Here is a 25,312-nt window from a genome sequence, read left to right as displayed (position 1 = left end):
CGACATCTCCCACAGTCTGGACGCGCCGACAGATCTGGACTTCTCACTGTCTGGGAAGTTAGTATCGGCTTGTGGGACAGCATAGCGGGATCGGCGTGCTGGACAAGGCAGTGGCCGTGTTGAACGCCGTAGCAAAAGATCCGTGTGGCCTGGCCGAGTTGTGCAACCGCACCGGCCTGCCCCGAGCGACCGCGCACCGCCTGGCGGTGGGCCTCGAGGTGCACCGCCTGCTGCGCCGCGGCTCCGACGGCCGCTGGCGCCCCGGCGCCGCTCTGGCAGAGCTCGCGGGCGGCGCCACCGACCCACTCCTGGACGCGGCTTCCTCAGTCCTGCCACGCCTGCGCGACATCACCGGCGAGAGCGTCCAGCTCTACCGCCGCGACGGCATGCAACGCGTCTGCGTCTCCTCCGCAGAGCCTCCTTCAGGCCTGCGCGACACCGTCCCCATCGGCGCCAGACTCCCCATGACAGCCGGCTCAGGAGCCAAGGTCCTCGCCGCGTGGTCCGACCCCGGCACCCAACGCGCAGTACTGGCGGACGCCGTCTACGGCGAACGCACCCTCCTGGAAGTCCGCCGCCGCGGCTGGGCCCAAAGCGTCGCCGAACGCGAACCAGGCGTCGCCTCAGTCTCCGCCCCAGTACGAGACTCCTCCGGCGCCGTGGTCGCCGCCGTCTCCGTCTCGGGCCCCATCGACCGCATGGGCCGCCGCCCAGGCGCCCGCTGGGCAGCCGACCTCCTGGCAGCAGCCGAGGCCCTCCAAAGCCGCCTCTAGCCCCTCAAGAACCCCGAGAGCCCCGCCGCCTCATTGGCCGCGGGGCTCTTTCACATCCGGCCACGAACGGCCTACCGATTCGAGACGCACAACACGATTCAGCCGTCAGCGTGTCGCACTCCTTTATCGGCGTGTCGCCCACATCACAAGCAAGCCAAATTCACCGCGGCAAGCAAAGCACGCCTATCCATTCTTAGTTGGGCACCTACCCGAGCTCGGGGGCGAAGCCCCGGCTTCGGGGCCTGGGGGCAAAGCCTCCGGCTTCGGGGCCTGGAGGCGAAGCCTCCGGCTTCGGGGGTCCGGGGGCGGAGCCCGCCGGCTGGGGGTCTGGGGGCTCGGCCCCCAGAGGACAAAGCGAAAGAGGCCTGTCAGCGTTTTCCGCTGACAGGCCTCTCCCACCTCTGTAGCCCCGAAGGGATTCGAACCCTCGCTACCGCCTTGAGAGGGCGGCGTCCTAGGCCGCTAGACGACGGGGCCCTAGAACTTCTTGCTGGAGGAACCTTATCAGATCGTTCTGCCGGTTCCAAATCCTTGCTATTCAGTTCTTTTTGCTTCGAAGCTTTTTACTTCTCAGCAGCTGGGGTACCAGGACTCGAACCTAGACTAACTGAACCAGAATCAGTCGTGCTGCCAATTACACCATACCCCATTGGCTTGAACGATCTCCTTCGGTTCTCCCTGGGAGTTCCGGAGGCCCTCGTTGCTGCCGGGAGAAATACTAGACCACGTCCCCACCAGAAGTGAAATCGGCCCCCACCTGCAGGCATAACCGCAGGTGGGGGCCGGTCTCGGAGGTGAACTAGGCGGTGGCCGCCGACAGCTCGCAGACGAGGAGCTCCGGCAGTTCCGCCAACGTCGTGATGCTGGAGAGGCCCGCGGGCAGGGTGCCGCCGGTGGGACCGGTCCGGTTGATCCAGACGCCGTGCATTCCGGCGTCGCGGGCACCGATGGCGTCGGCGTGCAGCCGGTCGCCGACGTGCACCGTGTCGCCGGGTGGAACACCCAGGGACAGGCACGCGGTGTGGAAGATCACGCGGTCCGGTTTGGCGCAGCCGACCTCGCCCGCGATCAGCACCGCGTCGAAGTACGACGACAGGCCGAGCTGGGCGATCTTCACGCGCTGGTGGCGACCGGAGGCGTTGCTGATCGCGGCGATCGGCAGACCGGTGGCACGCAGCCAGTCGAGCATCGGGATGACGTCCGGGAACAGGCACCAGCCCGCGGAGAGGACCTCCTGGCGGCCGATCTCGCGGCGGGTGGCCTCCTCGATCGACAGCTCCTCACCGAGGGCGGAGAAGAAGGCCTGCGTGCGGATGTTGCGCATCTGCTCGTAGTCGAGCTCGCCGGCGAGCTGGCGGGAGACGTGGTCGTCGGTGATCCGCTGCCACAACGACCAGGCGTCGGCGTTACCGACCATCGAGGCCAACGCGGCGCGCGAAGAGGTGCTGTAGTCGACAAGTGTGTCGTCGACGTCCAGGCACACAGCGCGGATCTCGCCGGTTCTCTTACGCGTGAAAGTCGGGGCCGCAGTTGTCACCCCGGAAGGTTAGGTGCGTGGGGCCCTCGTCCGATTCGGCTAACGAGGTGATTCCTGTGGGTCCTTGCACGATCAAGCGGACCTTGAGGCCCCGAACGAACCAGTGAGACTCGTCCGGGCGCCGAACGCAATCACCCGGACGAGTGTTGTTCGGCTACCTCTTGCCGCTCCCGGGACATCGCCGTTCCGGTGGCGCGACACCTTAGCTCCCAAAGCGACGGTTCGCAGCAGCCGCAACCGCTTCGGGGCCTTGGATACCAGACCGTCTACATAGGACCACACGGGCGATCCGCGCACGGCGCGAGCCGCGCCACACCAGAACCAGCTTGACGCAAACGGTGATCAGGAGCATCCTGAGTTTATTCAACATGAGTTGAAAAGAGGGGATCGACATGGAGAGGACCACCTGCCTCGTCGTCGGAGGCGGACCCGCGGGGATGGTGCTGGGGCTGCTGCTGGCCCGCGGCGGAGTCGAGGTGACCGTGCTGGAGAAGCACGCCGACTTCCTGCGCGACTTCCGCGGTGACACCGTGCACGCCTCGACGCTGACGCTGCTCGACGAGCTGGGACTGGGGCCCGCGTTCGAGCAGGTGCCGCACCAGCTGGTCGACAAGATCGAGTCGCTGCTGGACGGCGGTCGCAAGGCCACGATCGCCGACCTCGGCCGGCTTCCCGGTGCCCACAAGCACATCGCGATGGTGCCGCAGTGGGACTTCCTCGACCTGCTGGCGGACGCGGGCAAGCTCGAGCCCACGTTCCACCTGCGGATGAACACCGAGGTCACCGGGATCACCAAGACCGGCACCAGGGTCACCGGTGCCACCTACCGGGACCGGGTCGACGGGCACGAGGGTGAGATCACCGCGGACCTGGTCGTCGCCGCCGACGGGCGTGGCTCGATCCTGCGCGACGCCGTGGAGCTGCCGGTCTACCGGTTCGGCGCGCCGATGGACGTGTGGTGGTTCCGGCTGCCGCGCAACGAGAGCGACCCGGTCAAGGGCGGCGCCGGCCGGTTCAGCGCCGGCAGCGGTCTCGTGCTCATTCCACGCGGCGAGTACTTCCAGTGCGCGTTCCTGATTCGCAAGGGGACAGACCGGCAGGTGCGGGCCGAGGGCGTGGCGAAGTTCCGCGACCGGCTCGTCACGCTCGTGCCGTGGCTCGCCGACCGGGTGGAGCACCTGACCACGCTCGACGACGTGAAGCTGCTCGACGTGAAGCTGGACCGGCTGCGGCGCTGGCACGTCGACGGTCTGCTGTGCATCGGTGACTCGGCGCACGCGATGTCACCGGTCGGCGGTGTGGGCATCAACCTCGCCATCCAGGACGCCGTCGCGGCGGCGGCGCTGCTCGCGAAGCCGTTGCGGCACGGCACGGTCAGCTCGGCCGCGCTGGCGAAGGTGCGGCGGCGCAGGCTGTTCCCGACGGTGGTGATCCAGACGATGCAGCGGGTCGTCCACCGGCTGTTCCTCGGCCGCAAGCTCAACAGCACCGAGACCGTGTCCAGCACCGGGACGCCGTTCATGCTGAAGGTCGCGCAGCGGTTCACGTTCCTGCAGGCGGTGCCCGCGTACCTGATCGCGATCGGGCCTCGGCCGGAGCACGCGCCGGAGTTCGCCCGCAGGACGCCGCAGCCCGTCGCCAGGTCGTGACGTGCTGTTGAGGTGGCTGTTCTAGGTGGCGACGAAGGCCTCGGAGCTCTCGCCGAGGACCATCGCCACGGCGTGGGCGCGGTCACGGGCGCCGAGCTTGCGCAGGATCGCCTTCACGTGGGTCTTCACGGTGTCGTTGCTGATGAAGAGCCGCTGGGCGATGCGGGCGTTGTCCATGCCCTTCGCCATCTCGGCCAGCACGTCGAACTCGCGTGCCGACAGCCGGCCGAGCGAGGCGGGCGGCGGCATCCGCGCCGGTAATCGCGACAGCGACCCCACCCGTGCGTCGATCGTGGCGGGAGCACCGCGCACGGCGGCCGCGATCAGCGGCAGCAGCTCGGCCACGGGTGAGGTCTTCAGCAGGTAGGCGACGGCGCCGGCGTCCAGCGCGGCGCGGGCCCAGCTCGGACTGTCCGCATTGGACAGCACGACGACACGGGCGTTCGGCCGGTACTGCGCCGTGTCCCGCACGGTGCGCAGCGGTCCGGCGCCCGGCACGTCGAAGTCCGTGACGACCAGGTCCACCAGCACGCCGCGCAGACAGCGCGCGGCATCGGCCACGGTGTGGGCGATGCCCACCACGCGGAAGCAGTGCGTGCGGTGCAGCGAGATCCGCAGCCCCTCGGTGATGAGCTGCGAACCGTCGACGAGCAGCACGCGGGTGGACGCCAGGTCCGTCATGACACCGGGAAGTTACTCGCGAGTACCCCGGTGCGTAACCTGCCGAACGCCGGATTGCTCCGAACGTCTACCTATTTGCCACCGGATTGGTGAGCGTGCCGAGGCCGTCCACAGTCACAGAGACCGTCTGTCCGGCCGTCAGCGGTCCGACGCCGGCGGGCGTGCCGGTCAGGATCACGTCACCGGGCAGCAGCGTCATGATCGCGGAGACGTACTCGATGAGCGACGGGATGTCGTGCACCATCAAGGAAGTACGTCCGTCTTGTTTGACTTCCCCGTCGACCTCGGTGACGACGCGGACGTCGGACGGGTCGAACTCCGTCTCGATGAACGGACCCATCGGGCAGAACGTGTCGAACCCCTTGGCACGCGTGAACTGCACGTCCTTCTTCTGCAGGTCGCGGGCGGTGACGTCGTTGGCGATGGTGTACCCCATCACGACGCCCATCGCCTTGGCCCTGGGCACCTCCCGGCACGGCTGGCCGATGATGACGGCCAGCTCGCCCTCGAAGTCCACTCGTTCGGACGCGGCCGGAAGCTTGATCTCCACGTTCGGCCCGACCACCGAGGTGTTGGGCTTGAAGAAGATCAACGGCTCCGCGGGGACCTCGTTGCCGAGCTCGGCGGCGTGGTCCGCGTAGTTCCGGCCAACGCCGATGATCTTGGTCGGCAGGATCGGGGCGAGCAGCCTCACATCGGCCAGCGGCCACTTGCGGCCGGTGAACGTCGGTTCGCCGAAGGGGTGTTCGGCAATCTCTGCGGCTTCCTCGCCATGAACAGCGACGAAAGCTACGCCTTGCGGGTGAGCAACACGGGCAATACGCACAGTTCTTACCTTAGACCGAGGATCGCATCGACTTGTGGACAAGAGCGTCACACAGTGCAAGCCACGAGGCCTCGACGATGTTCCCGTGCACCCCCACGGTCGTCCACTCGCGCTCGCCGTCCGTGGACTCCACCAACACGCGCGTCACCGCGTCCGTGCCGGGGTGCTCGGTGAGGATGCGGACCTTGTAGTCGGCCAGCTCCACCGCGTCCAACCAGGACAGGTGCGGCAGCAACGCCTTGCGCAGTGCCGCGTCCAGCGCGTGCACCGGGCCGTTGCCCTCGGCGGTGGCGATGACCCGCTCCCCCGCCACGTGCACCTTGACCGTGGCCTCGGACACGATCTCACCGTCCGAGCGGTGGTCCAGCACGACCCGGTAGGACTCCAGCGCGAACGGCGGGGTGTCCAGTTCGGACAGCTCGCCGCGCAGCAGCAGTTCCAGCGAGGCGTCGGCGGCCTCGAACGACCAGCCCTTCGACTCCAGCTCCTTCACGCGCGCCAGCGCGCTGCCGACCTCGGTCCCCCGGCCGGCCAGGTCGAGCCCGAACTCACGTCCCTTGAGCTCGATGCTCGCCCGACCGGCCATCTCGGTGACCAGCACCCGCATGTCGTTGCCGACGGTGTCCGGATCGATGTGGTTGTACAGCTCCGGATCCACCTTGATCGCGCTCGCGTGCAGACCCGCCTTGTGGGCGAATGCTGACGACCCGACATATGCCTGGTGGGTGTCGGGTGCGATGTTCGCGATCTCGGCCAACGCATGGGAGACACGGGTGAGCTCGGCCAGTGCCCCGGTCGGGAGCACCTCCACGCCGAGCTTGGTCACGAGGTTTCCCACGACGGCGAACAGGTCCGCGTTGCCTGCTCGCTCGCCATAACCATTGGCGGTGCACTGCACGTGCGTCGCGCCCGCTTGCACGGCCGCGAGGGTGTTCGCCACGGCGCAGGAGGTGTCGTCCTGGCAGTGGATTCCCACCCGGAAACCGGTCTTCTCGATGACCTCGGCGACCGTTCCGGCGAGACCCAGCGGGAGCTGGCCGCCGTTCGTGTCGCACAGCACGACGACGTCGGCGCCACCCTCCACAGCGGACTCCAGCACGCGCAGCGCGGTGTCCGGGGAGAAGGCGTAACCGTCGAAGAAGTGCTCGGCGTCGAGGAAGACGCGCCTGCCGTTGTCCTTGAGGAACCGGACGGTGTCGCGCACCATCCGCAGGTTCTCCTCGGCGTCGGTGCGCAGCGCGCGTTCGATGTGCCGCAGGTCCGACTTGGCCACCAGCGTGACCACCGGCGCCTGCGAGTCCAGCAACGCCTTGACCTGCGGGTCTTCTTCGACCTTCACCCCTGCCTTGCGGGTCGCTCCGAACGCGACCAGCTTGGCGTGCTTGAGCTCCAGGTCACCCGCTGCCGCGCGGGCGAAGAACTCGGTGTCCTTGGGCAGAGCGCCGGGCCAGCCGCCCTCGATGAACCCGACGCCGAGCCCGTCCAGCAGCCGCGCCACCGCGAGCTTGTCCGTGACGGAGTACGAGATGCCCTCACGTTGTGCGCCGTCGCGCAACGTCGTGTCGTAGACGTGGAAGTCGTCGGAAGGGCCGGCCATCGCGGGTCATCTCCTGTCCAGGACAAACAAAAAGACCCCCCGCGGGATGCGAGAGGTCTGCGCGTCGGGTGCCAGGGGCGGCAACTACCCGACGCGCTCGTCAATAATGATGGCGGTGTGCTGAGCCATGACCGGGATGCTGCCACAGCTCAGCACGACGTACCAAGCGCCGGGAGGAAATCTCCCACTATCTGGTCATCCGTTCACGCCTGTGACAGGTACTTCGCGAAGGCCTCGATCGAGGCCGGGTTGCGCGGCCCCTCGACCAGCGCGGCGTACGGCAGCGAGTAGAACCGCTTGTTCTTGACCGCCGGCGAGTTCTGCAGCGGCGCGAAGCCCTCCAGGAACTTCTGCTTCTCCTGCGGGGTGTTGGCCTCGCCGTCGGCGTAGTCCACGATCAGCACGACATCGGGGTTGCGCTGCACGACGGCCTCCCAGTTGACCGTGGTCCAGCTGTCGTTGAGGTCGCCGAAGACGTTGTCGCCACCGGCCCTGGCGATGATGTCCTGCGGGGCCGCGTTCTTACCGGAGGTGAACGGCTGGTCCTGGCCGCTGTCGTAGAGGAACACCTTCGGCCGCGGCTTGCCGGCCATCAGCTTGCCGGCGTTCTCGATCTGCTGCTGGTAGCTCTTCACCAGCTCCTCGGCCTTCGCCTCGACGCGGAAGATCTTCCCGAGGTTGCGCAGGTCGGTGTAGAGCGCGTCGAGCGCGGGCATGATGCCGCGCTGCTTGCCGACGCCGTTGCGGCACGCCTCGGTGAGCAGGTAGCTGGGGATGCCGAGCTGCTTCAACGCCTCCGGCGTGAACCCGGTGCTCTCGCTGAAGCCGTAGTTCCAGCCGGCGAACACGAGGTCGGCGTTGACGCCCTGCACGACCTCCTTGGAGATCTTGTCGGACAGGTGCTTGCCGCTCTCGAAGTCGGCCTTCCACGGCGAGGTCTGCACGTCGACCGTCTTCAAGCCGTTCACGACGTAGCCCGCCATGCGGTCCTTCAGGCCCAGCGCGAACATCAGCTCGGTGATGCCGGTGTCGTTGGTGACCACTTTGGACGGCACCCGGTCGTACGTGACCTGCTGACCGCAGTTCGTGACGGTGACCGGCCCCTCACCCGAGGTGGTGTCCTGCGCGACCGTGGCACCGCAGCCCGAGACGAGCAGCAGGGCGGCGGCGACGAGTGCGGTTCTCAAGGGGTTTCCTCCTGGTCGAACAGGAGCTGTGGCACTCCCGTTGTGGGGTGGGCGACCACGTGTGCGGTGACGTGGAAGACCTTGGCGATCAGCTCGGGCACGAGCACCTCCCGCGGTGTGCCGCAGGCGACCAGCCGGCCCTCGTCGAGGACGTAGAGGCGGTCGCAGTAGGACGCGGCGAGGTTGAGGTCGTGCAGCACGGTGAGCACGGTGACGCCAAGACCGCGGGCGAGCGAGAGGACGTCCAGCTGATGGCGGATGTCCAGGTGGTTGGTCGGCTCGTCGAGCACGAGCACGCGGGGTTGCTGCGCGATGGCACGGGCGATCAGGACGCGCTGCCGTTCACCGCCGGACAGGCTCAGGAAGCTGCGGCCCGCGAGGTGGGTGGCGTCCACAGTGGCCAGTGCCTCGGCCACCACCCGGCGGTCGCGCTCCGGGTCGCGTTCGTGCGGAAGGCGAGCCATCTCCACGACCTCGGCGACCGTGAAGTCGAACTCGACCTGCGACTCCTGGCTCAGCGCGGCGAGGTCGCGGGCGAGGTGCGGTCGCTTGTGGACGCTCGTGCCGTCCAGCAGCACCGCGCCGGCGTCCGGTTTCAGAGCGCGGTAGACGCAGCGCAACGTGGTGGACTTGCCGCTGCCGTTCGGGCCGACGATCGCGACGACCTCGTTCTCGGCGTGCAGCGAGATGTCGGAGATGATGCCGCGGACGGTCAGACCGCCGGCCTCGACGCGCATCAGCGACCTCCGAACACGTAGGCCCTGCGGCGCATGAGGAAGATGAAGCACGGCACGCCGATCGCGGCCGTGATGACACCGAGCGGCAGCTCCTCCGGTGCGGCCAGCATCCGCGCGGCCACGTCCACCCACACCAAGAAGCTCGCCCCGGCCAGCGGCGCGAGCGGCAGCACCTTGCGGTGGTCGGCCCCCACGGCCATGCGGGTGAGGTGCGGCAGCATCAGCCCGACGAACCCGACCGCGCCGCTGACCGCCACCAGCACCCCGGTGATGGCCGCGGTGACGATGAACAGGTGCGTGCGGAACCGGTTGACCTCGACGCCGAGCGTGGTGGCGGTCTCGTCCCCCATCGCCAGCGCGTTCAACGGCCGCGCCTTCGCCATCAGGTAGCCGATCCCGGCGAAGGTGACGACCGTGGCGACCGGCAGCGACTTCCAGTCCGCCCCGCCGAGGCTGCCCAGCAGCCAGAACATCGCCGCCCGCGCCGCCTCCCCGTGCGGTGCCTGGAACACCAGCAGCATCGCCACCGCGGAGAACCCGTAGGCGAGCGCGGTCCCGGTCAGCACGAGCCGCAAGGGGGTGAGCCCGCCGCTCGAGCGGGCGGTGAGGTAGACGAGCGCGGTGGCACCGAGCCCGGTGAGGAACGCGCCCGTCGAGAGCGCGTAGACGCCCAGCCCGGACAGCACGCCCATCGTCGCGACCGCCGTGGCCCCGACGCTCGCCCCGGAGGAGATGCCGAGCACGTACGGGTCGGCCAGCGCGTTGCGGACCATCGCCTGGATCGCGACGCCGACCGCGCTCAGGCCCGCGCCCACGACGGCGGCGAGCAGCACGCGGGGCAGCCGGATGTCCCAGACGATGTGGTACTGCCCGGCGAGGTCGGCGGGGACGGTGCCGCCGGTGAACGCCGCCCGGAGCAGGTCGACGGTGACGCCGAAGGGGACGGAGACCGGCCCGAGCGCCACGCCCGCGACGATGCTGACGACGAGCACGCCGACGAGCGCGCTGATCCTGGAGATCACTTGGTCCCTTCCCGCAGTCCACGGCAGGAGTCGGAGGTTCCTCGGTCTGCCGTGTGCGGGCATTCGGGCTCGTCCCCCGGTTGGGGACCTACCGTTGCGGGTCAGCGCCGGACTTCGACCGGACTTCCCCCACGCACGACTTCAAGTGACCCTACCTGCGCAAACAGGAAGTTCGAAAATTTCTTCGATGTGATGTCGATCCGGTGGGGAGCCCGTTCGACCTCTGGACGACAGCTCGCCGGGCACAACACAGGGAGACCACCGTGAAGTACATGCTGATCATGCGCGCCACCGACGAGGCCTACGCGAACATGGGCGAGTTCGACTTCGACAAGATGCTGGAGACGGTCGGGGCCTTCAACGACGAGCTGATCCGCGCCGGTGTGCTGCTCGCCGCCGAGGGCCTCGCCGACCCGTCCGAGGGCGTCGTCGTCGACTACTCCGCCGAGCCCGCGCTCGTCACGGACGGCCCGTACGGCGAGACGAAGGAGCTGTTCAACGGCTTCTACCTGCTGAACGTCTCCTCGATCCAGGAGGCGGTCGAGTGGGCGAGGCGGATGCCGATGGCCGGGCCCGGCTTCAAGACCGAGATCCGCCGGGTGCCGACGATCGACGAGTTCCCGCAGGACAACGAGTGGATCAAGAAGGAGCGCGCCTGGCGCGAGTCCACCGGCCAGCTCTGAAACGCCACGCGGGGACCTTTCGTACGATCTGTCGTACGAAAGGTCCCCGCGTGGCTTCTGAAATTCGAGCGTCAGCCGGTGCGGACGTTCGACGACACAAGGGCGGCCAGGCGGTCGCCGATGCCGTAGGTCGCGCCCGGCGACTGGTGGTCGCGGGTCGCGAGGTCGAACGCCACGGACGCCTCGATCCGGCGCGCCGCCTCGTGCTCACCGAGGTGGTCGAGCAGCAGCGCGACCGACAGCACGGCGGCGGTCGGGTCGGCGATGCCCTGGCCCGCGATGTCGGGTGCCGAGCCGTGCACCGGCTCGAACATCGACGGGTTGCGCCGGGTGACGTCCATGTTCCCCGACGCGGCCAGGCCGATGCCGCCCGTGACGGCGGCGGCGAGGTCGGTCAGGATGTCGCCGAACAGGTTGTCCGTCACGATCACGTCGTACCGGCCGGGGTCGGTGACCATGTGGATGGTCGCCGCGTCCACGTGCTGGTAGGCCACGGTGACGTCCGGGTGCTGCAGCGAGACCTCCTCCACCACGCGCGACCACAGCGAGCCGGCGTGCGTGAGGACGTTCGTCTTGTGCACCAAGGTCAGATGCCGGCGCTGGCGGTTCGAGGCACGCGCGAACGCGTCCCGGACCACCCTCTCCACGCCGAACGACGTGTTGATCGAGACCTCGGTCGCGATCTCGTGCGGGGTGTCCTTGCGCAACAGACCACCGTTGCCCGCGTACGGGCCCTCGGTGCCCTCGCGCACCACGACCATGTCGATCTCCGGCGGGTCCGCGAGCGGGCTGCGGACGCCGGGGTAGAGACGGGCGGGGCGGAGGTTCACGTGGTGGTCGAGCTCGAACCTCAAGCGCAGCAACAGGCCGCGCTCCAGGATTCCGCTCGGCACCGACGGGTCGCCCACCGCGCCGAGCAGGATCGCGTCGTGCTGGCGGAGCTCCCCCAGCACCGACTCGGGCAACAACTCTCCCGTGGCGTGCCAGCGCGCCGCGCCGAGGTCGTAGCGAGTGATCTCGGCCGCCGGAACGACCTCGTTGAGGACCTTCAGGGCCTCAGCGATGACCTCGGGCCCGATCCCGTCTCCTGGGATCACTGCGAGCCGCATCCACACACCTCCCAGGTGTCAGTCCCCAATTGGTGGGACTACTTTCCTTCGCGAAAGGCTACCGGCATCGCGGCCACTCGCCGCATGCCGGACACCCCTTCGGGGTTATCTCTCCCGTACTGCGGGACACCCACACGGCCCATTCCGCACTTTCGGGTGTCACTCGATCGCAGGAACGGGGTCCCGTCAAGGGGTGACACCCGGCAGTTCCTCGCAGTGACCCCACTTTCACCGCAATGCCACGCGGGGGCCCCGCGTTCCCCTCAGGGAAACGCGGGGCCCCCGCGTGGCTCCTCAAAAGGTCGGAGGAGCGGGAGCTAGGAGCGGCCCGAGCCTCGGACGGTGACGACCGACGCGCGGTCGCCGCTGGCGTTGTGGTGGTTGAGCACGAGCAGGCCCTCGGACTTGTCAGCCTCCAGCGCCTTCGCGTCCCGGTTCACCACGAGCGCGGTGCCCGGCTTCGCGAGGTACGACAGGGCCGCGTCGCCGCCGCCCTGCACCCACAGACCCGGCTTGAGCGGGTCGAAGGACAGCGGGCGGTCGATGACGTCGATCAGGCCGTTCGCGTTGCCCGGCGCCACGTAGTACCCCGCGGTGCCGACGGTGTACGAGATCCGCGACGTGTCCTTCGCCGGGTCGATGCCCAGTGCGGTGAGCAGCACCGGCAGGACCGCGACGTTGGTGTCGGCGGTGTTCGTGTCGACGTCGCCCCACTGGCCGTTGACCGGCTGGATGTCGACCTCCAGGCCCGTCTTCAGGTCGACCGTGGTCGCCACCAGCAGGTCGGTGTCGGTCAGGCGCGTCGCGAACGTCTCGAAGTCCGCGACCCCGTCACCGGTGGTGTCGATGTCGACGAACGGGACGGTGTTGATGCCGAGGTTGTACCAGTTGCCCCACGTCGCGACACCGAACGCGAGCAGCGACTCCTCGGGCCTGCCCTGCGCCTTGGCGAGCGGCGCCGTGGAGGCCGCGCCGACGTGGCGCAGGTCGCCGCCCTTGGCGGTGTCGTTGAGCGCGCAGTTCTCGGTGACGTTGCGGCGGCACTCGCGCAGCTTCGGCGAGGACGCCTGCAGCTCCAGGACGCTGACCAGCGAGCGGTACGCCTGCGAGCCGGTGCCCTGGTCGACGCCGCGGCCGTTGAGGTTCAGCACGGCCTGCTTGTCGTTGCCGCGGAACTTCAGCGACGGGAACGTGCTGATGTCGGCCACCGGCTTGGGCGCGGCGTAGACCGACAGGCGCAGCGGCACCGTGGCGCCGGCGGTCGGCGTGAGGGTCACGCGGCCGGAGGCGTCGGCGAGGAACTGGCGCGGCACGTCGAGCTGCGTGGGAACGACGGTCGGGTCGACCGTCTTGCGCAGCGCCTTCGGGTCGGTGATCTTCAGCGTCACCTTCACGCGGGCGATGCCGCGCGGGCTCAGCTTGACCTTGTCCTGCGAGAGCTCGTAGCTGACGCCGGGGATCGTCGTGGCGGCGGTGTAGCCGACCCGGTACTCCACCGGCTTCGTCGACTTGTTGACGATCTTGATCGTCTTGGTCTTCGTGACCGGGCGGGCGACCTCGACGGTGCCGAAGTTCGCGCTCACGTAGCCGGGGTCGTCCTCGACGAACGCCAGCACCTGGTTGTCCAGCGCGGACTTGGCGTCCACGCGGCCCGTGCCGACGCGGTTGGGGGCGAAGGTCTTGCCGCCCTCCTGCACGTCCGCACCGGCGGTGTTCATGATGGAGGCCTTGACCTCCTCCAGCGACCAGTCCGGGTGCGTCTGGCGCACCAGGGCCGCGATGCCGGCGACGTGCGGGGCCGCCATCGAGGTGCCGGAGATGACCGAGCGGTCGTTGCCCGAGCCCACGGCGGTCGAGGAGATCGTGTCACCGGGCGCCGCGACGTCCGGCTTGATCGACTGACCGCGGGTGCCGCGGCTCGTGAACGAGCTCGGCGTGTCCGAAATGGACTGGTCGTAGGTCGGCGTCGAGCTGCGCAGCTCGCCCGCGAGGCGGACGGTCAGCGTGCCTGCGTTCAGCGCCGGGCGCACCGAGGCGGTGGCGTCACCGGTGAACTGGAACATCGGGATGGCGGTGTTGCCCGCGATGCCGGCCGCGAAGTTGTTCAGGGTGGAGGACAGCAGCACACCGGCACCACCGGCGGCCTGCACGTTGTTCGCGCGGGCGGCCGAACCACAGCGGCGCGTCGCGTCGTTGTCGTCCCACTCCAGCCACACGAACTTGCCCGCGACCGCATCGGTGACCGGCTGGCAGCCGTCGAGGTTGCCCGCCTGCGTCAGCTTCACCACGGGCAGCGTCTTGTCGTAGCCGAGGTAGCCCGCGAAGCTCTGGCTGTACTGACCGGGCTTGAGGCCCTGGCCGACCACCTCGGCGCCGTCGCGCAGCACGTACGAGTCGCGCACGGACGCCACCGTCAGCGCCTCGGGCGTGTTGCCCGGCGAGCCGCCGATGTCGTAGAGGTCGCCGCCGTTGCCCGCGGAGAACACCGGCATGACGCCGTGGCGGTACAGCTTCTTCACGAAGAGGCTGTCGGGGTCGTCCGGTGCGCCGTAGTCGGAGCCGAGCGACAGGTTGACCACGTCGAGGTGGTCGGAGAAGTCACCGTCGCCGTCGGGGTCGAGCGACCAGTCGAGCGCCTGCGAGGTGACGTTGGTCGAGCCGTCGCAGCCGAAGACCTTCAGCGCGTAGATCAAGGCCTTCGGCGCGGTGCCGGGGCCGATCTTCATCGCGTTGAGGGAGTCGGCGTTCAGCTTGGTGTAGTCACCCTGGAAGGTGCTGCCGTCGGCGTTCTCACCGAAACCGGCCGTGGTGCCGGCGACGTGCGAGCCGTGGCCGTTGCAGTCGATCGGGTTGGGGTCGGGCTTCGGCGTGTTGATCGCCGGGTCCTTGCTCTCCCCGTCGTAGTCCTCGCCCACGAAGTCGTAGCCGCCGACGACCTTGGCGGTCGGGAAGTTCGGGTCCGCCTTGCGCGGGTCGACGGCCTTGAACGCCTCGACCGTGCCGGGTCCGCCGAAGTTCGCGTGGGTGTAGTCGACGCCGGTGTCGATGATGCCGACCCGGATGTCGTCACCGAGCTTGCCGTACTGCTGCCAGGTGTTGACGACCCTGGTGAGCTGCACGGCGTTGGAGTTGTCGCGCTTCTTCGGGACGACCGGGTAGACCGCGACGACGTCGGGGCGCTGGGCGAGCTCGCGCACCTTCGCCGCGTCCGCCGTCACGACGACGCCGGGAACGCCGTTGGAGGTGCGGTAGAGCTCCTTGGTGGCCGAGTCCTTGGCCTTCAGCTCACCGACGACCCCGTCGACAGCGGCCGACGTGTCGTTCTTCGCCTGTTTGGCGGCCTGCTTCTGCGCCTCCTTGCCCTGGCCCTGCTTCTCCGTGAACGCGTCGACGGCGGGCTTGCGGTCCAGCGCGACGAACGCGGTGACCTTGCCGGAGGAGTTCAACCGGGGAGAAACCTTGAGCTGCAGAGCGTCCGCGTCCAACCCCCGCGCACCCTTGACCGGCTGCGCGAGCGGTTCGCTCTGCGCCTGTGCCGTGGCAGGTGCGATCAGCAGTGAGGTGATGGCGGAGAACACCACCAGACTTGATCGTCTTTTCACAACGTTGCCCCAACCGAGGTGTGTGCCTTCGACCCGAGTGAAAACAGTGCCGAGCCCTCTACGGCACCGGGTCAACCTCGTGGGGACGCTAATCGCTGATAGTGGCTCTGCGATTGCCCCGAAAGTATGAATGTGGTCTACGGATAGTTGCCTGTTACGACTTCGTTGTGAATGACGATAGCCACGGGAAGGGGACTTCGAGGTCCCCCTCCCGGTTTGTCGTGACTATCCGAAGTCGACGGAGCGGACGGTGCGCGCGCCCACGGCGGCACCGATCGGGTCGAGCACCGCGGTGTCCACCGGGCGGTCCACCCGCAGCACCATGACGGCGTCGCTGCCGGTCTGGCTGATCTGCGCGGCCTCGATGTTCACGCCGGCCTCGCCGAGCAGCGTGCCGACCGTGCCCATGACGCCCGGACGGTCCGGGTACTCCAGCAGCAGCACGGTGCCTTCGGCGCGGAGGTCGAAGTTGCGGCCGTTGATGTTCACCAGCTTCTCGACCTGGGCGATGCCGCTGACCGTGCCGGAGACGCTGTTCGTGGTGCCGTCGGCCTGCACGGCCCTGACCGTGACGAGGCTGCGGTGGTTCGGGCTCTCGGTCTCCTTGGTGAGCTCGACGCTCACGCCCAGGTCCGCGGCGAGGCTCGGCGCGTTCACGAACGTCACCTGCGACTCGACGACCTTGGAGAAGACACCGCGCAGCGCGGCCAGCGGCAGGATCTCGACGTCCTCATTGGACAGTTCGCCGCGGACCTCGACGGTGACGCTGGTCGGCGCCTTGGGCGAGAGTGCACTGAGGACGGTGCCGAGCTTCTGCACCAGCGGCAGGTACGGGCGGACCTCCTCGCCGACCGCGCCGCCCTGGACGTTGACGGCGTCCGGCACGAACTCGCCGGCGAGCGCGAGGATGGTGCTCTTCGCGACGTCGGTGCCCGCGCGGTCCTGCGCCTCGGCGGTGGACGCGCCCAGGTGCGGGGTGACGACGATGCCCGGCACGCCGAACAGCGGGCTCTCGGTCGTGGGCTCGGTGGAGAAGACGTCGATGCCGGCGCCGCCGACCTGACCCTCCTTCACGGCCTCGGCAAGGGCTTCCTCGTCGATGAGGCCACCGCGGGCAGCGTTGACGATGATGACGCCGCGCTTGGCCTTCGCGAGCTGCTCCGCACCGATGAGGCCCTTGGTCTCCGGGGTCTTCGGCAGGTGGATGCTGATCGCGTCGGCGCGCTCCAGCAGCTCCTCGAGGCTGACGAGCTCGATGCCGAGCTGGGCGGCGCGCGCGGCCGAGACGTACGGGTCGTAGGCGATGAGCTCGACGCCGAACGCGGCGATGCGCTGCGCGAACAGCTGGCCGATCTTGCCGAGGCCCACCACGCCGACGGTCTTGCCGTTGATCTCGACGCCGTTGAACTTGGAGCGCTTCCACTCGTGGTTCTGCAGCGTCTCGTGCGCGGCCGGGATCTGGCGCGCGACGGACAGCAGCAGCGCCACCGCGTGCTCGGCGGCCGACACGATGTTGGACGTCGGCGCGTTGACGACCATCACGCCGTTGGCCGTGGCGGCGGGCACCTCGACGTTGTCCAGGCCGACGCCCGCGCGGGCCACGACCTTCAGCTTGCGGGTGGCGGCGAACACCTCGGCGTTGACCTGGGTGGCGGACCTGACGAGGAGGGCGTCCGCGTCCGCGACGGCCTCGAGGAGGGCCGCGCGGTCGGTGCCGTCTACGTGGCGCACTTCCACGCCGTCACCGAGTGCGTCCAGAACGGACGGTGCCAGCTTCTCGGCGATGAGGACAACAGGTCGGCTCGTGTTGGTCACGGACATCGCTCCCAGGAACGGTCGGATCGTGGGGCGCGGGCGTGGTCGGGGGCGGCTGGCCCGCGCCGACCGGGCACCGCAATGTGTCCGGACTGTTAACGAGCATAGACACCGGCCTTGCACGCGGCTTCCGGCGGGTGGCTCAGGTCACTGCCGGTGTCCTGTGGGATGGGACGGGGTTTGCGCTGGTTACCGCGCCTGGTCCTCGGGGAGGTTGAACTCGCCGTCCCGCACGCCGGCCAGGAACGCGTCCCACTCCGACATGGTGAACACGAGCACCGACTCGGGTCGCTGGGAGTTGCGCATCGCGATGTAGGTGGCGCCGTCGGTGTGCCGCACCTCGGCGATCTCGGCGTCGCCGCCCTCGGACGGAGGGCCGGGCGGGCGCTGCCAGACGGCGCCGCTCAGATCCAGGTTGCCACGCACGTGCGCTTTGTTGTCGAAGATCGGCGCGCTGTCGGTCATGGGTCCAGAAGCTAGCGGATGCGGGCGAACGGCCCGCAGCGCTGAGCTGCGGGCCGTTCGAAAATCAGTCCAACAGACCAATCAGGCGGTCTCGGTGATCGGGCGGTCCACCCACGACATCATGTCGCGGAGCTTCTTGCCGGTTGCCTCGATCGGGTGGTTCTCACCCTCCTGCTGCAGCTTCTTGTAGTTCGCGCGGCCGTTGTCGTCCTCGGCCACCCACTCGTTAGCGAAGGTGCCGTCCTGGATCTCGCCCAGGATCTTCTTCATCTCCTCCTTGACCGCGGGGGTGATGACGCGCGGGCCGCGGGTCAGATCACCGAACTCGGCGGTGTCGGAGATCGAGTAGCGCATGCGGGCGATGCCGCCCTCGTACATGAGGTCGACGATCAGCTTGAGCTCGTGCAGGCACTCGAAGTAGGCGACCTCGGGGGCGTAGCCCGCCTCGGTCAGCACCTCGAAACCGGCCTGCACCAGCGCGGAGGCGCCACCGCAGAGCACGGCCTGCTCGCCGAAGAGGTCCGTCTCGGTCTCTTCCTTGAACGTCGTCTTGATGACGCCGGCCCGCGTGCCGCCGATGCCCTTGGCGTACGAGAGCGCGAGCGCCTGGGCGTTGCCGGACGCGTCCTGCTCGACCGCGATGAGCGCCGGGACGCCCTTGCCGTCGACGAACTGGCGGCGCACCAGGTGACCGGGGCCCTTGGGGGCGACCATGGCGACGTCCACACCGGACGGAGCGGTGATCAGGCCGTAGCGGATGTTGAAGCCGTGGCCGAAGAAGATCGCGTCACCCTCCTTCAGGTTCGCCGCGATCTCGTTCGCGTAGATGTGCCGCTGGGCCGTGTCCGGCGCCAGGATCATGATCACGTCGGCCCACGCGGAGACCTCGGACGGCGTGCCGACCTCCAGGCCCTCTTCCTCGGCCTTGGCGCGGGACTTGGAGCCCTCCTGCAGGCCGATGCGGACCTCGACGCCCGAGTCGCGCAGGGACAGCGCGTGGGCGTGGCCCTGGCTGCCGTAGCCGATCACGGCCACCTTGCGGTCCTGGATGATGCTCAGGTCGGCATCGTCGTCGTAGAAGATCTCGACGCTCACAGTGTTTCCCTATCTCTCAGAAGTGCTTAACGAACCGCGGTGGCGGTGATGGAACGAGCGCCACGGCCGATGGCGACCATGCCGGACTGGACGATCTCGCGAAGCCCGTAGGGCTCCAGCATGCGCAGCAACGCGTCGAGCTTCTCAGACGTGCCGGTGGCCTCGATCGTGACCGCCTCCGGCGACACGTCGACGACCTTGGCGCGGAAGAGCTGCACGGTCTCGAGGACCTGCGACCGCACGGTGGCGTCCGCGCGGACCTTGATGAGCACCAGCTGCCGTTGGACGGAGGCCGCCGGCTCCAGCTCCACGATCTTGATGACGTTGATGAGCTTGTTGAGCTGCTTGGTGACCTGCTCCAGCGGCAGCTCGTCGACCGACACGACGATGGTCATGCGGGAGATGTCGGGGTACTCGGTGCGGCCGACCGCCAGCGACTCGATGTTGAAGCCGCGGCGGGAGAACAGACCGGCGACGCGCGCGAGCACACCGGGCTTGTCCTCGACCAAAACGCTCAGCGTGTGCCTGGTCATCACAGATCCTCGTCGAACAGGGGGCGGATGCCGCGGGCGGCCATGATCTCGGAGTTGCCGGTGCCGGCGGCGACCATCGGCCACACCTGGGCGTCCTTGCCGACGACGAAGTCGACGACGACCGGACGGTCGTTGATCTCCAGCGCCTTCGCGATCACGTCGTCCACCTCCTCGCGCGACTCGGCCCGCAGGCCGGCGCACCCGAGCGCCTCCGCCAGGAGCTTGAAGTCTGGGATGCGGTGCTTGTGCGTCCCCAGATCCGTGTTGGAGTACCGCTCGCCGTAGAACAGGTTCTGCCACTGGCGGACCATGCCCAGGTTGCCGTTGTTGATGACGGCGATCTTGACCGGCAGCCCCTCGATGGCGCAGGTGGCGAGCTCCTGGTTCGTCATCTGGAAGCAGCCGTCGCCGTCGATGGCCCACACCGTGCGGCCCGGCTCACCGGCCTTGATGCCCATGGCGGCGGGAACGGCGAAGCCCATCGTGCCCAGGCCGCCGGAGTTGATCCACGTGCGCGGGTGCTCGTACTTCACGAACTGCGCGGCCCACATCTGGTGCTGGCCGACGCCCGCGGTGTAGATCGTGTCCGCCGGCGACAGCTGACCGATGCGCTCGATGACGTACTGCGGCGACAGCGTGCCGTCGTCGGGCCAGTTGTAGCCCAGCGGGAACGTCTCGCGGATCGAGTTCAGGTTCTCCCACCACGGCGCGAGGTCGACGGCCTTGGCCGTCTCGCGCTCGGCGCGCACGGCGTCGATCAGCTCGGTGATGATCTCCTTGCAGTCGCCCACGATCGGGACGTCCGCACGGCGGTTCTTGGAGATCTCGGCCGGGTCGATGTCGGCGTGGATGATCTGCGCGTCCGGGGCGAACGACGACAGCTGGCCCGTGACGCGGTCGTCGAACCGGGCGCCCAGCGCGATCAGCAGGTCCGACTTCTGCATCGCGGCCACGGCGGCGACGGTGCCGTGCATGCCGGGCATGCCGAGGTGCTGCTGGTGCGAGTCCGGGAACGCCCCGCGCGCCATCAGCGTGGTGACGACCGGGATGCCGGTGTCCTCGGCCAGGCGCAGCAGCTCGGCGTGGGCGTCGGCCTTGATGACGCCGCCACCCACGTACAGGACGGGCTTGCGGGCGCTGACGATCAGCTTGGCGGCTTCGCGCACCTGCTTGCCGTGCGGCCGGGTCGTCGGCCGGTAACCGGGCAGGCGCAGGTCGGGCGGCCAGGAGAAGCTGGTGGTCTCCTGCAGCACGTCCTTGGGGATGTCGACGAGGACCGGGCCGGGTCGGCCGGTCGCCGCGATGTGGAACGCCTCCGCGATCGCCCGCGGGATCTCCGCGGCGTCGGTCACGAGCACGTTGTGCTTGGTGATGGGCATCGTGATGCCGCAGATGTCCGCCTCCTGGAAGGCGTCCGTGCCGATCAGCGGCCGGGACTGCTGGCCGGTGATCGCGACGACGGGCACGGAGTCCATGTTCGCGTCCGCGAGCGGGGTGACGAGGTTCGTGGCGCCCGGTCCCGAGGTCGCCATGCAGACGCCGACCTTGCCGGTGGCCTGCGCGTACCCGGTGGCGGCGTGCCCGGCGCCCTGCTCGTGGCGGACCAGGATGTGCCGGACCTTCGTCGAGTCCAGCAACGGGTCGTACGCGGGGAGGATCGTCCCGCCGGGAATGCCGAAGACCACCTCGCACCCGACCGCCTCAAGGGAGCGGACGAGCGACTGAGCACCGGTTACCCGGATCGGCGCGCCGGTGGGCGGAGCCGGTTTGGGCCGCGGACCTGGACGGGGCGACGTGGGCTCGGAAGCCTGTCGCGATGGTGCGCTGGTCATCTCATTGCCTCGTGGGTATCGGGGTCCGGACACGAAAAAACCCTCGACAACCCAGAGACGGGTCGTGCGAGGGTCGCGCGTCGACGCAGGCTGTTCGGCTCAGGCGTCGACGCGCCTGAGAAGTACGAGAACGAGCGTGCGCTGCATGAAGCGGACGTTATCGCCTCGCGCAAGAGGCCGTCAACTCTGCGGGACGGATTTCCCGGATCGTGGACGTGGAACAATCCTCCGGGTGAAGAAGCTCGTCTTTCGCATTCCGGCAACGGCCCTGCTCGCGGCATGTTTGATCGCGATCTGCGTGACTCCTGTGGCGTGGGCGGTTCCCGGACTGCAGGCGCTCTACGTGCTCCCGCTCGGCTACGCCTACTGGGTGGTCCGCAACCGCACGACGGCCACCGAGGAGCAGCTCGTCGCGCGCGGGCTGTTCAGCTCGACGACCGTGAGGTGGTCGGAGCTGAAGTCCATCCGGCTGGTCCAGAAGGGCTGGCTGAAGGCGGTGAGGTCGGACGACACCGAGGTGACGCTGCCCGCCGTGCGGATGATCCACCTGCCGGCGCTGTCGGTGATCAGCGGTGGCCTGGTGCCGGACCCGAACGCCTCACTGGAGGCGGAGAAGGCCGCCGCGCGGGACGCCGAGGAGGCGGAGACCGCCGAAAAGGCTGAATCCGACGAGCCGGCCGCCGAGTCTGACAAGACCGAAACACCGGAATCCGTACAGTCGGAGAAGTGACCGAACGAGTTCCGCTGCTGAGCCTGCTGCTGTCCGTCGCGGGCCTGCTGACCTCGGCTTACCTGTCGTACACGCACTTCGACCGCAGCGCGCTGGTCTGCTCGGAGGACGCGGTCGTCGACTGCGGCACGGTGACGACCAGCGACCAGTCCGAGCTCTTCGGCATCCCGGTCGCGTTCCTGGGTCTCGCGTTCTTCGCGTTCCTGACCGTGGTCTGCCTCCCGTTCGCCTGGCGGATCGAGGCGCTCAAGTGGGTGCGGCTGGGCGCGGTCGGCGTGGGCGTGCTGATGGTCGTGTACCTGGTCGCGGCCGAGCTGCTGATCATCGGCAAGATCTGCCTGTGGTGCACGGTTGTGCACATCATCACGCTGGCGCTGGCTTATCTGCTGGTCGCCGCCAGTCTCCGGGAGAACACCGCCAGCCTGCGGGAGAACACTGCCGCCGGGCACGAGTAACCTTTGAGGCACCGCTCCCAGACTGGTGACGCCTGACCCGGCCGTCCCGCGCGCATTCTTCTTGAACTGAATCTGGAGGAGCAGTGCCTCAGCTCCGCTCTCGCACCACCACGCACGGCCGCAACGCGGCGGGTGCCCGCGCCCTCTGGCGCGCGACCGGCATGACGGACAGCGACTTCGGCAAGCCCATCATCGCGATCGCCAACTCGTACACGCAGTTCGTGCCCGGCCACGTGCACCTGCGCGACCTCGGCGACATCGTGGCGGAGGCGGTGCGCGAGGCGGGTGGCGTGCCGCGCGAGTTCCACACCATCGCGGTCGACGACGGCATCGCCATGGGCCACAGCGGGATGCTCTACTCGCTGCCCAGCCGCGAGATCATCGCCGACTCGGTCGAGTACATGGTCAACGCGCACCAGGCCGACGCGATCGTCTGCATCTCGAACTGCGACAAGATCACGCCCGGCATGCTGAACGCGGCCATGCGCCTCAACATCCCCGTCGTGTTCGTGTCCGGCGGGCCGATGGAGGCCGGCAAGGCCGTGGTCGTCGAGGGCGTCGCCGTCGCGCCGACCGACCTGATCACCGCGATCTCGGCGTCGGCCTCCCCCGCCGTGAGCGAGGACGGTCTCTCCGAGGTCGAGCGCTCCGCGTGCCCGACGTGCGGCTCGTGCTCCGGCATGTTCACCGCGAACTCGATGAACTGCCTCACCGAGGCGCTGGGTCTGTCGCTGCCGGGCAACGGTTCGACGCTGGCCACGCACGCCGCGCGCCGCGAGCTGTTCTCCGAGGCCGGCCGCGTCGTCGTGGAGCTGTGCAAGCGCTGGTACGGCGAGGACGACGAGTCGGCGCTGCCGCGGTCGATCGCGAACCGCAAGGCGTTCGAGAACGCGATGGCGCTCGACATGGCCATGGGCGGCTCGACGAACACGGTGCTGCACATCCTCGCCGCCGCGCAGGAGGGCGAGATCGACTTCACGCTGCAGGACATCGACGACCTGTCCCGCCGCGTGCCGTGCCTGTCCAAGGTGTCGCCGAACTCCGACTACCACATGGAGGACGTGCACCGGGCGGGCGGAATCCCCGCGCTGCTGGGTGAGCTGTACCGGGGCGGTCTGCTGAACGACGACGTGACGTCGGTGCACACGCCGACGCTCGCCGAGTGGCTCGGGAAGTGGGACATCCGCGCCGCCGAGCCGTCGGCCGAAGCGGTGGAGCTGTTCCACGCGGCTCCCGGCGGTGTCCGGACCACGCAGGCGTTCTCCACGTCGAACCGCTGGTCCTCTTTGGACACCGACGCGGCCGGCGGCTGCATCCGCGACGTCGAGCACGCCTACACCCGCGACGGTGGCCTGGCCGTGCTGCGCGGCAACCTGGCCGAGCGCGGCGCGATCATCAAGGCCGCGGGCATCGACGAGGAGCTGTGGCACTTCGAGGGCCCGGCGCGCGTCGTCGAGTCCCAGGAGGAAGCCGTCTCGGTGATCCTGAAGAAGGAGATCCAGGCGGGCGAGGTGCTGGTGGTGCGCTACGAGGGCCCCTCCGGCGGCCCCGGCATGCAGGAGATGCTGCACCCGACGGCGTTCCTCAAGGGCTCCGGCCTCGGCAAGAAGTGCGCGCTGATCACCGACGGCCGCTTCTCCGGCGGCTCGTCGGGCCTGTCGATCGGCCACATCTCGCCGGAGGCGGCGGGCGGCGGCACGATCGGCTTGGTCGAGAACGGCGACCGGATCCTGATCGACGTGCACGAGCGGCGGCTGGAACTGCTGGTCGACGACGAGGTGCTGGCCGAGCGCCGGGCGAAGATGGAGGCCTCGGAACGGCCGTGGCAGCCGGTCGACCGGATCCGCCCGGTCACGGGCGCGCTGCGGGCGTACGCGCGGATGGCGACCGACGCCTCGACGGGCGCGGTGCGCGACCCCAGCAGGTAGTCAGAGCGCGAACGACAGCGCCAGGCAGGCGCCGAACACGAGCCAGCCCGTCAGCGGTCCGCTGACGGGCTGCTCCGTCTTCTTGACCATGACGCCGGCGACGACCAGGCCTGCGAGCAGGCCGAGCGGCGGCAGCAGCGACTTCGCGGTGAGCCCGAACGGGAACGCCACCAGGTAGACGACCGGGATCCCGACCACCAGCAGGGCGAGCTGGAGCACCGCTCCCGTCAGGTTCTTCCGCATGGGTGCTTCTTACCGGAACACGAAGAACGTGACCGCCGCGCCACCCGCTCCGAGCAGCAGTGCGATGAAACCGGCCGCCAGCGGGTGGCGGAACCAGCTGCGGTTGTAGTCCAGCGCGGCCCTGCCGGGTCCGGCGAAGAGCGCCGCGAAGGCCATGCCGGCCAGCGCCAGCTCCAGCTCCACGCCGCCGGGGCCGAAGAAGCCGCCCTTGTACTGCAGTGCGATGACGTTGGCCATGATCGCCAGCAGGCCCGCCGCGGCGAGCGGCGTGAAGAGGCCGAGCACGAGCAGGCCGCCGCCGGCGAGCTCCGTGACGCCGGTGACCCAGGCGAGGACGACCGACTCGCGGTAGCCCATCTTGTCGAGCGACTGCGCGAAGCCGTTGATGCCGGGGCCGCCGAAGAGTCCGAAGACCTTCTGCAGGCCGTGCAGCACGAAGATGCCGCCGAGCACCGCGCGCAGGCCGAGCAGGCCGAGGTCGGGTCCGGCGGTCCAGCCGAACTTCCTGCGGTCGTCGTCGAGCGGGTCCCCGGCCGGGTGGTTGTCCACTGTGGACTTGTCCAGTGGCGTGTATCCCGTGGTGTCGAACGCCTTCGTCGTGGAGTCGTACGGCGAAGTGCCCTCGCCGACCCTGGTCGTGCTGTCGTCGAAGTGGTGCACTCCCCCTCCGCTGCCCGAGTAGAACGAGTCGTCGGAGAAAGCGCTCGAACTCGTCGAGCCTTTGTCGTGAGTAGCCACGGCCCGCACGCTAGGGGGCCGGGAAAGCGCGCGCGAGAGCCGAACGGCAGCCCAGCTTCACCCCAATGGAGCAGC

The 25,312-nt window shown here is 68.9% G+C and carries 22 protein-coding genes, 2 tRNA genes and 1 riboswitch; of the genes, 6 read left to right on the top strand and 18 right to left on the bottom strand.

From position 1 onward, the window contains the following. Positions 1–71: 71 nt before the first annotated feature. Positions 72–773 carry an IclR family transcriptional regulator gene (locus tag BBK82_RS21520; protein WP_053736944.1) on the top strand — a complete coding sequence of 234 codons (702 nt, stop codon included), beginning with the start codon at positions 72–74 and terminating at the stop codon, positions 771–773. Between the two features lie 404 nt (positions 774–1,177). Here BBK82_RS21520 and BBK82_RS21515 read toward each other — a convergent pair. From BBK82_RS21515 to BBK82_RS21505, 3 genes are all read right to left on the bottom strand, one after another. Next, a tRNA-Glu gene (locus BBK82_RS21515) sits at positions 1,178–1,250 on the bottom strand. Between the two features lie 100 nt (positions 1,251–1,350). Next, positions 1,351–1,422: transfer RNA gene (locus BBK82_RS21510), tRNA-Gln, on the bottom strand. 150 nt (positions 1,423–1,572) lie between these two features. Further along, the gene (locus BBK82_RS21505) at positions 1,573–2,310 is read right to left on the bottom strand and encodes an HAD family hydrolase (RefSeq protein ID WP_237048303.1); all 738 of its coding nucleotides are present in this window, start codon (positions 2,308–2,310) and stop codon (positions 1,573–1,575) included. 392 nt (positions 2,311–2,702) lie between these two features. Between BBK82_RS21505 and BBK82_RS21500 the strand changes: the two genes are divergently transcribed. After that, positions 2,703–3,959, top strand: a complete 1,257-nt coding sequence (locus BBK82_RS21500; RefSeq protein WP_065916613.1) for an FAD-dependent oxidoreductase — start codon at positions 2,703–2,705, stop codon at positions 3,957–3,959. A 21-nt stretch (positions 3,960–3,980) separates the two neighbouring features. Here the strand turns inward: BBK82_RS21500 and BBK82_RS21495 are convergent, their stop codons facing one another. The 6 genes from BBK82_RS21495 to BBK82_RS21470 all read right to left on the bottom strand — a co-directional run bounded on the left by BBK82_RS21495 (position 3,981) and on the right by BBK82_RS21470 (position 10,072). Then, the gene (locus BBK82_RS21495; protein WP_065916612.1) at positions 3,981–4,640 is read right to left on the bottom strand and encodes a response regulator transcription factor; all 660 of its coding nucleotides are present in this window, start codon (positions 4,638–4,640) and stop codon (positions 3,981–3,983) included. A gap of 67 nt (positions 4,641–4,707) precedes the next feature. Then, positions 4,708–5,466 (bottom strand): fumarylacetoacetate hydrolase family protein, encoded by a 759-nt coding sequence (locus BBK82_RS21490; protein ID WP_065916611.1) that lies wholly within the window; start codon positions 5,464–5,466, stop codon positions 4,708–4,710. A gap of 10 nt (positions 5,467–5,476) precedes the next feature. After that, positions 5,477–7,063, bottom strand: coding sequence for a citramalate synthase (gene cimA / locus BBK82_RS21485; RefSeq protein ID WP_065916610.1), 1,587 nt, complete (start codon positions 7,061–7,063; stop codon positions 5,477–5,479). Positions 7,064–7,266: 203 nt separating this feature from the next. Further along, the gene (locus BBK82_RS21480; RefSeq protein ID WP_065916609.1) at positions 7,267–8,250 is read right to left on the bottom strand and encodes an ABC transporter substrate-binding protein; all 984 of its coding nucleotides are present in this window, start codon (positions 8,248–8,250) and stop codon (positions 7,267–7,269) included. After that, on the bottom strand, positions 8,247–8,987 hold the full coding sequence (locus BBK82_RS21475; protein WP_154697420.1) for an ABC transporter ATP-binding protein: 741 nt from the start codon (positions 8,985–8,987) through the stop codon (positions 8,247–8,249). The genes BBK82_RS21480 and BBK82_RS21475 overlap by 4 nt, the downstream gene beginning before the upstream one ends. After that, positions 8,987–10,072 (bottom strand): FecCD family ABC transporter permease, encoded by a 1,086-nt coding sequence (locus tag BBK82_RS21470; protein WP_154697419.1) that lies wholly within the window; start codon positions 10,070–10,072, stop codon positions 8,987–8,989. The genes BBK82_RS21475 and BBK82_RS21470 overlap by 1 nt, the downstream gene beginning before the upstream one ends. After that, positions 10,047–10,189: riboswitch (cobalamin riboswitch) on the bottom strand. (Overlaps the previous gene by 26 nt.) A gap of 83 nt (positions 10,190–10,272) precedes the next feature. Here BBK82_RS21470 and BBK82_RS21465 point away from each other — a divergent pair. Then, positions 10,273–10,692: a YciI family protein gene (locus BBK82_RS21465; protein ID WP_065916607.1), complete on the top strand. Its 420-nt coding sequence runs from the start codon at positions 10,273–10,275 to the stop codon at positions 10,690–10,692. A gap of 71 nt (positions 10,693–10,763) precedes the next feature. Here the strand turns inward: BBK82_RS21465 and BBK82_RS21460 are convergent, their stop codons facing one another. The 7 genes from BBK82_RS21460 to BBK82_RS21430 all read right to left on the bottom strand — a co-directional run bounded on the left by BBK82_RS21460 (position 10,764) and on the right by BBK82_RS21430 (position 21,143). Continuing rightward, a complete protein-coding gene (locus tag BBK82_RS21460) occupies positions 10,764–11,801 on the bottom strand; it encodes a 3-isopropylmalate dehydrogenase (protein ID WP_065921241.1) in 1,038 nt (345 codons plus the stop codon). Positions 11,802–12,118: 317 nt separating this feature from the next. Continuing rightward, on the bottom strand, positions 12,119–15,385 hold the full coding sequence (locus tag BBK82_RS21455; RefSeq protein WP_083268845.1) for a S8 family serine peptidase: 3,267 nt from the start codon (positions 15,383–15,385) through the stop codon (positions 12,119–12,121). Between the two features lie 243 nt (positions 15,386–15,628). After that, positions 15,629–17,224, bottom strand: coding sequence for a phosphoglycerate dehydrogenase (gene serA / locus BBK82_RS21450; protein ID WP_418287496.1), 1,596 nt, complete (start codon positions 17,222–17,224; stop codon positions 15,629–15,631). 183 nt (positions 17,225–17,407) lie between these two features. After that, positions 17,408–17,683, bottom strand: a complete 276-nt coding sequence (locus BBK82_RS21445) for a DUF397 domain-containing protein (protein ID WP_065916605.1) — start codon at positions 17,681–17,683, stop codon at positions 17,408–17,410. An 81-nt stretch (positions 17,684–17,764) separates the two neighbouring features. Beyond that, a complete protein-coding gene (gene ilvC / locus BBK82_RS21440; protein ID WP_065916604.1) occupies positions 17,765–18,778 on the bottom strand; it encodes a ketol-acid reductoisomerase in 1,014 nt (337 codons plus the stop codon). A 26-nt stretch (positions 18,779–18,804) separates the two neighbouring features. Next, positions 18,805–19,311: an acetolactate synthase small subunit gene (gene ilvN / locus BBK82_RS21435; RefSeq protein ID WP_045310681.1), complete on the bottom strand. Its 507-nt coding sequence runs from the start codon at positions 19,309–19,311 to the stop codon at positions 18,805–18,807. Further along, the gene (locus BBK82_RS21430; protein ID WP_071812645.1) at positions 19,311–21,143 is read right to left on the bottom strand and encodes an acetolactate synthase large subunit; all 1,833 of its coding nucleotides are present in this window, start codon (positions 21,141–21,143) and stop codon (positions 19,311–19,313) included. The genes ilvN and BBK82_RS21430 overlap by 1 nt, the downstream gene beginning before the upstream one ends. A 232-nt stretch (positions 21,144–21,375) precedes the next feature. Here BBK82_RS21430 and BBK82_RS21425 point away from each other — a divergent pair, with 232 nt between their 5' ends. From BBK82_RS21425 to ilvD, 3 genes are all read left to right on the top strand, one after another. Next, positions 21,376–21,873: a PH domain-containing protein gene (locus BBK82_RS21425; RefSeq protein ID WP_170067946.1), complete on the top strand. Its 498-nt coding sequence runs from the start codon at positions 21,376–21,378 to the stop codon at positions 21,871–21,873. Further along, complete coding sequence (locus BBK82_RS21420; RefSeq protein WP_065916603.1) at positions 21,870–22,328, top strand: vitamin K epoxide reductase family protein; 459 nt, start codon at positions 21,870–21,872, stop codon at positions 22,326–22,328. Before BBK82_RS21425 ends, BBK82_RS21420 begins: the two co-directional genes overlap by 4 nt. Positions 22,329–22,411: 83 nt before the next feature. After that, positions 22,412–24,256, top strand: coding sequence for a dihydroxy-acid dehydratase (ilvD, locus tag BBK82_RS21415; RefSeq protein ID WP_065916602.1), 1,845 nt, complete (start codon positions 22,412–22,414; stop codon positions 24,254–24,256). Here ilvD and BBK82_RS21410 read toward each other — a convergent pair whose 3' ends face one another. Next, positions 24,257–24,499: a hypothetical protein gene (locus BBK82_RS21410; protein ID WP_065916601.1), complete on the bottom strand. Its 243-nt coding sequence runs from the start codon at positions 24,497–24,499 to the stop codon at positions 24,257–24,259. It lies immediately after the preceding gene. Between the two features lie 9 nt (positions 24,500–24,508). Next, positions 24,509–25,237 carry a DoxX family protein gene (locus tag BBK82_RS21405; protein ID WP_170067945.1) on the bottom strand — a complete coding sequence of 243 codons (729 nt, stop codon included), beginning with the start codon at positions 25,235–25,237 and terminating at the stop codon, positions 24,509–24,511. Between the last annotated feature and the right edge of the window lie 75 nt (positions 25,238–25,312).

The sequence above is a fragment of the Lentzea guizhouensis genome (assembly GCF_001701025.1).
GTDB lineage: Bacteria > Actinomycetota > Actinomycetes > Mycobacteriales > Pseudonocardiaceae > Lentzea > Lentzea guizhouensis.
Note: the sequence above shows the minus strand (reverse complement) of the source record. Positions and strands in the feature narration are given on the sequence as shown.

Bases quoted from the DNA above. Each gene is read 5' to 3' on its own strand.
- BBK82_RS21500 (WP_065916613.1), top strand. From the start codon at position 2,703: ATGGAGAGGACCACCTGCCTCGTCGTCGGAGGCGGACCCGCGGGGATG.
- BBK82_RS21495 (WP_065916612.1), bottom strand. From the start codon at position 4,640: ATGACGGACCTGGCGTCCACCCGCGTGCTGCTCGTCGACGGTTCGCAG.
- cimA (WP_065916610.1), bottom strand. From the start codon at position 7,063: ATGGCCGGCCCTTCCGACGACTTCCACGTCTACGACACGACGTTGCGC.
- BBK82_RS21475 (WP_154697420.1), bottom strand. From the start codon at position 8,987: ATGCGCGTCGAGGCCGGCGGTCTGACCGTCCGCGGCATCATCTCCGAC.
- BBK82_RS21470 (WP_154697419.1), bottom strand. From the start codon at position 10,072: ATGCCCGCACACGGCAGACCGAGGAACCTCCGACTCCTGCCGTGGACT.
- BBK82_RS21460 (WP_065921241.1), bottom strand. From the start codon at position 11,801: ATGCGGCTCGCAGTGATCCCAGGAGACGGGATCGGGCCCGAGGTCATC.
- serA (WP_418287496.1), bottom strand. From the start codon at position 17,224: ATGTCCGTGACCAACACGAGCCGACCTGTTGTCCTCATCGCCGAGAAG.
- BBK82_RS21445 (WP_065916605.1), bottom strand. From the start codon at position 17,683: ATGACCGACAGCGCGCCGATCTTCGACAACAAAGCGCACGTGCGTGGC.
- ilvN (WP_045310681.1), bottom strand. From the start codon at position 19,311: ATGACCAGGCACACGCTGAGCGTTTTGGTCGAGGACAAGCCCGGTGTG.
- BBK82_RS21430 (WP_071812645.1), bottom strand. From the start codon at position 21,143: ATGACCAGCGCACCATCGCGACAGGCTTCCGAGCCCACGTCGCCCCGT.
- BBK82_RS21410 (WP_065916601.1), bottom strand. From the start codon at position 24,499: ATGCGGAAGAACCTGACGGGAGCGGTGCTCCAGCTCGCCCTGCTGGTG.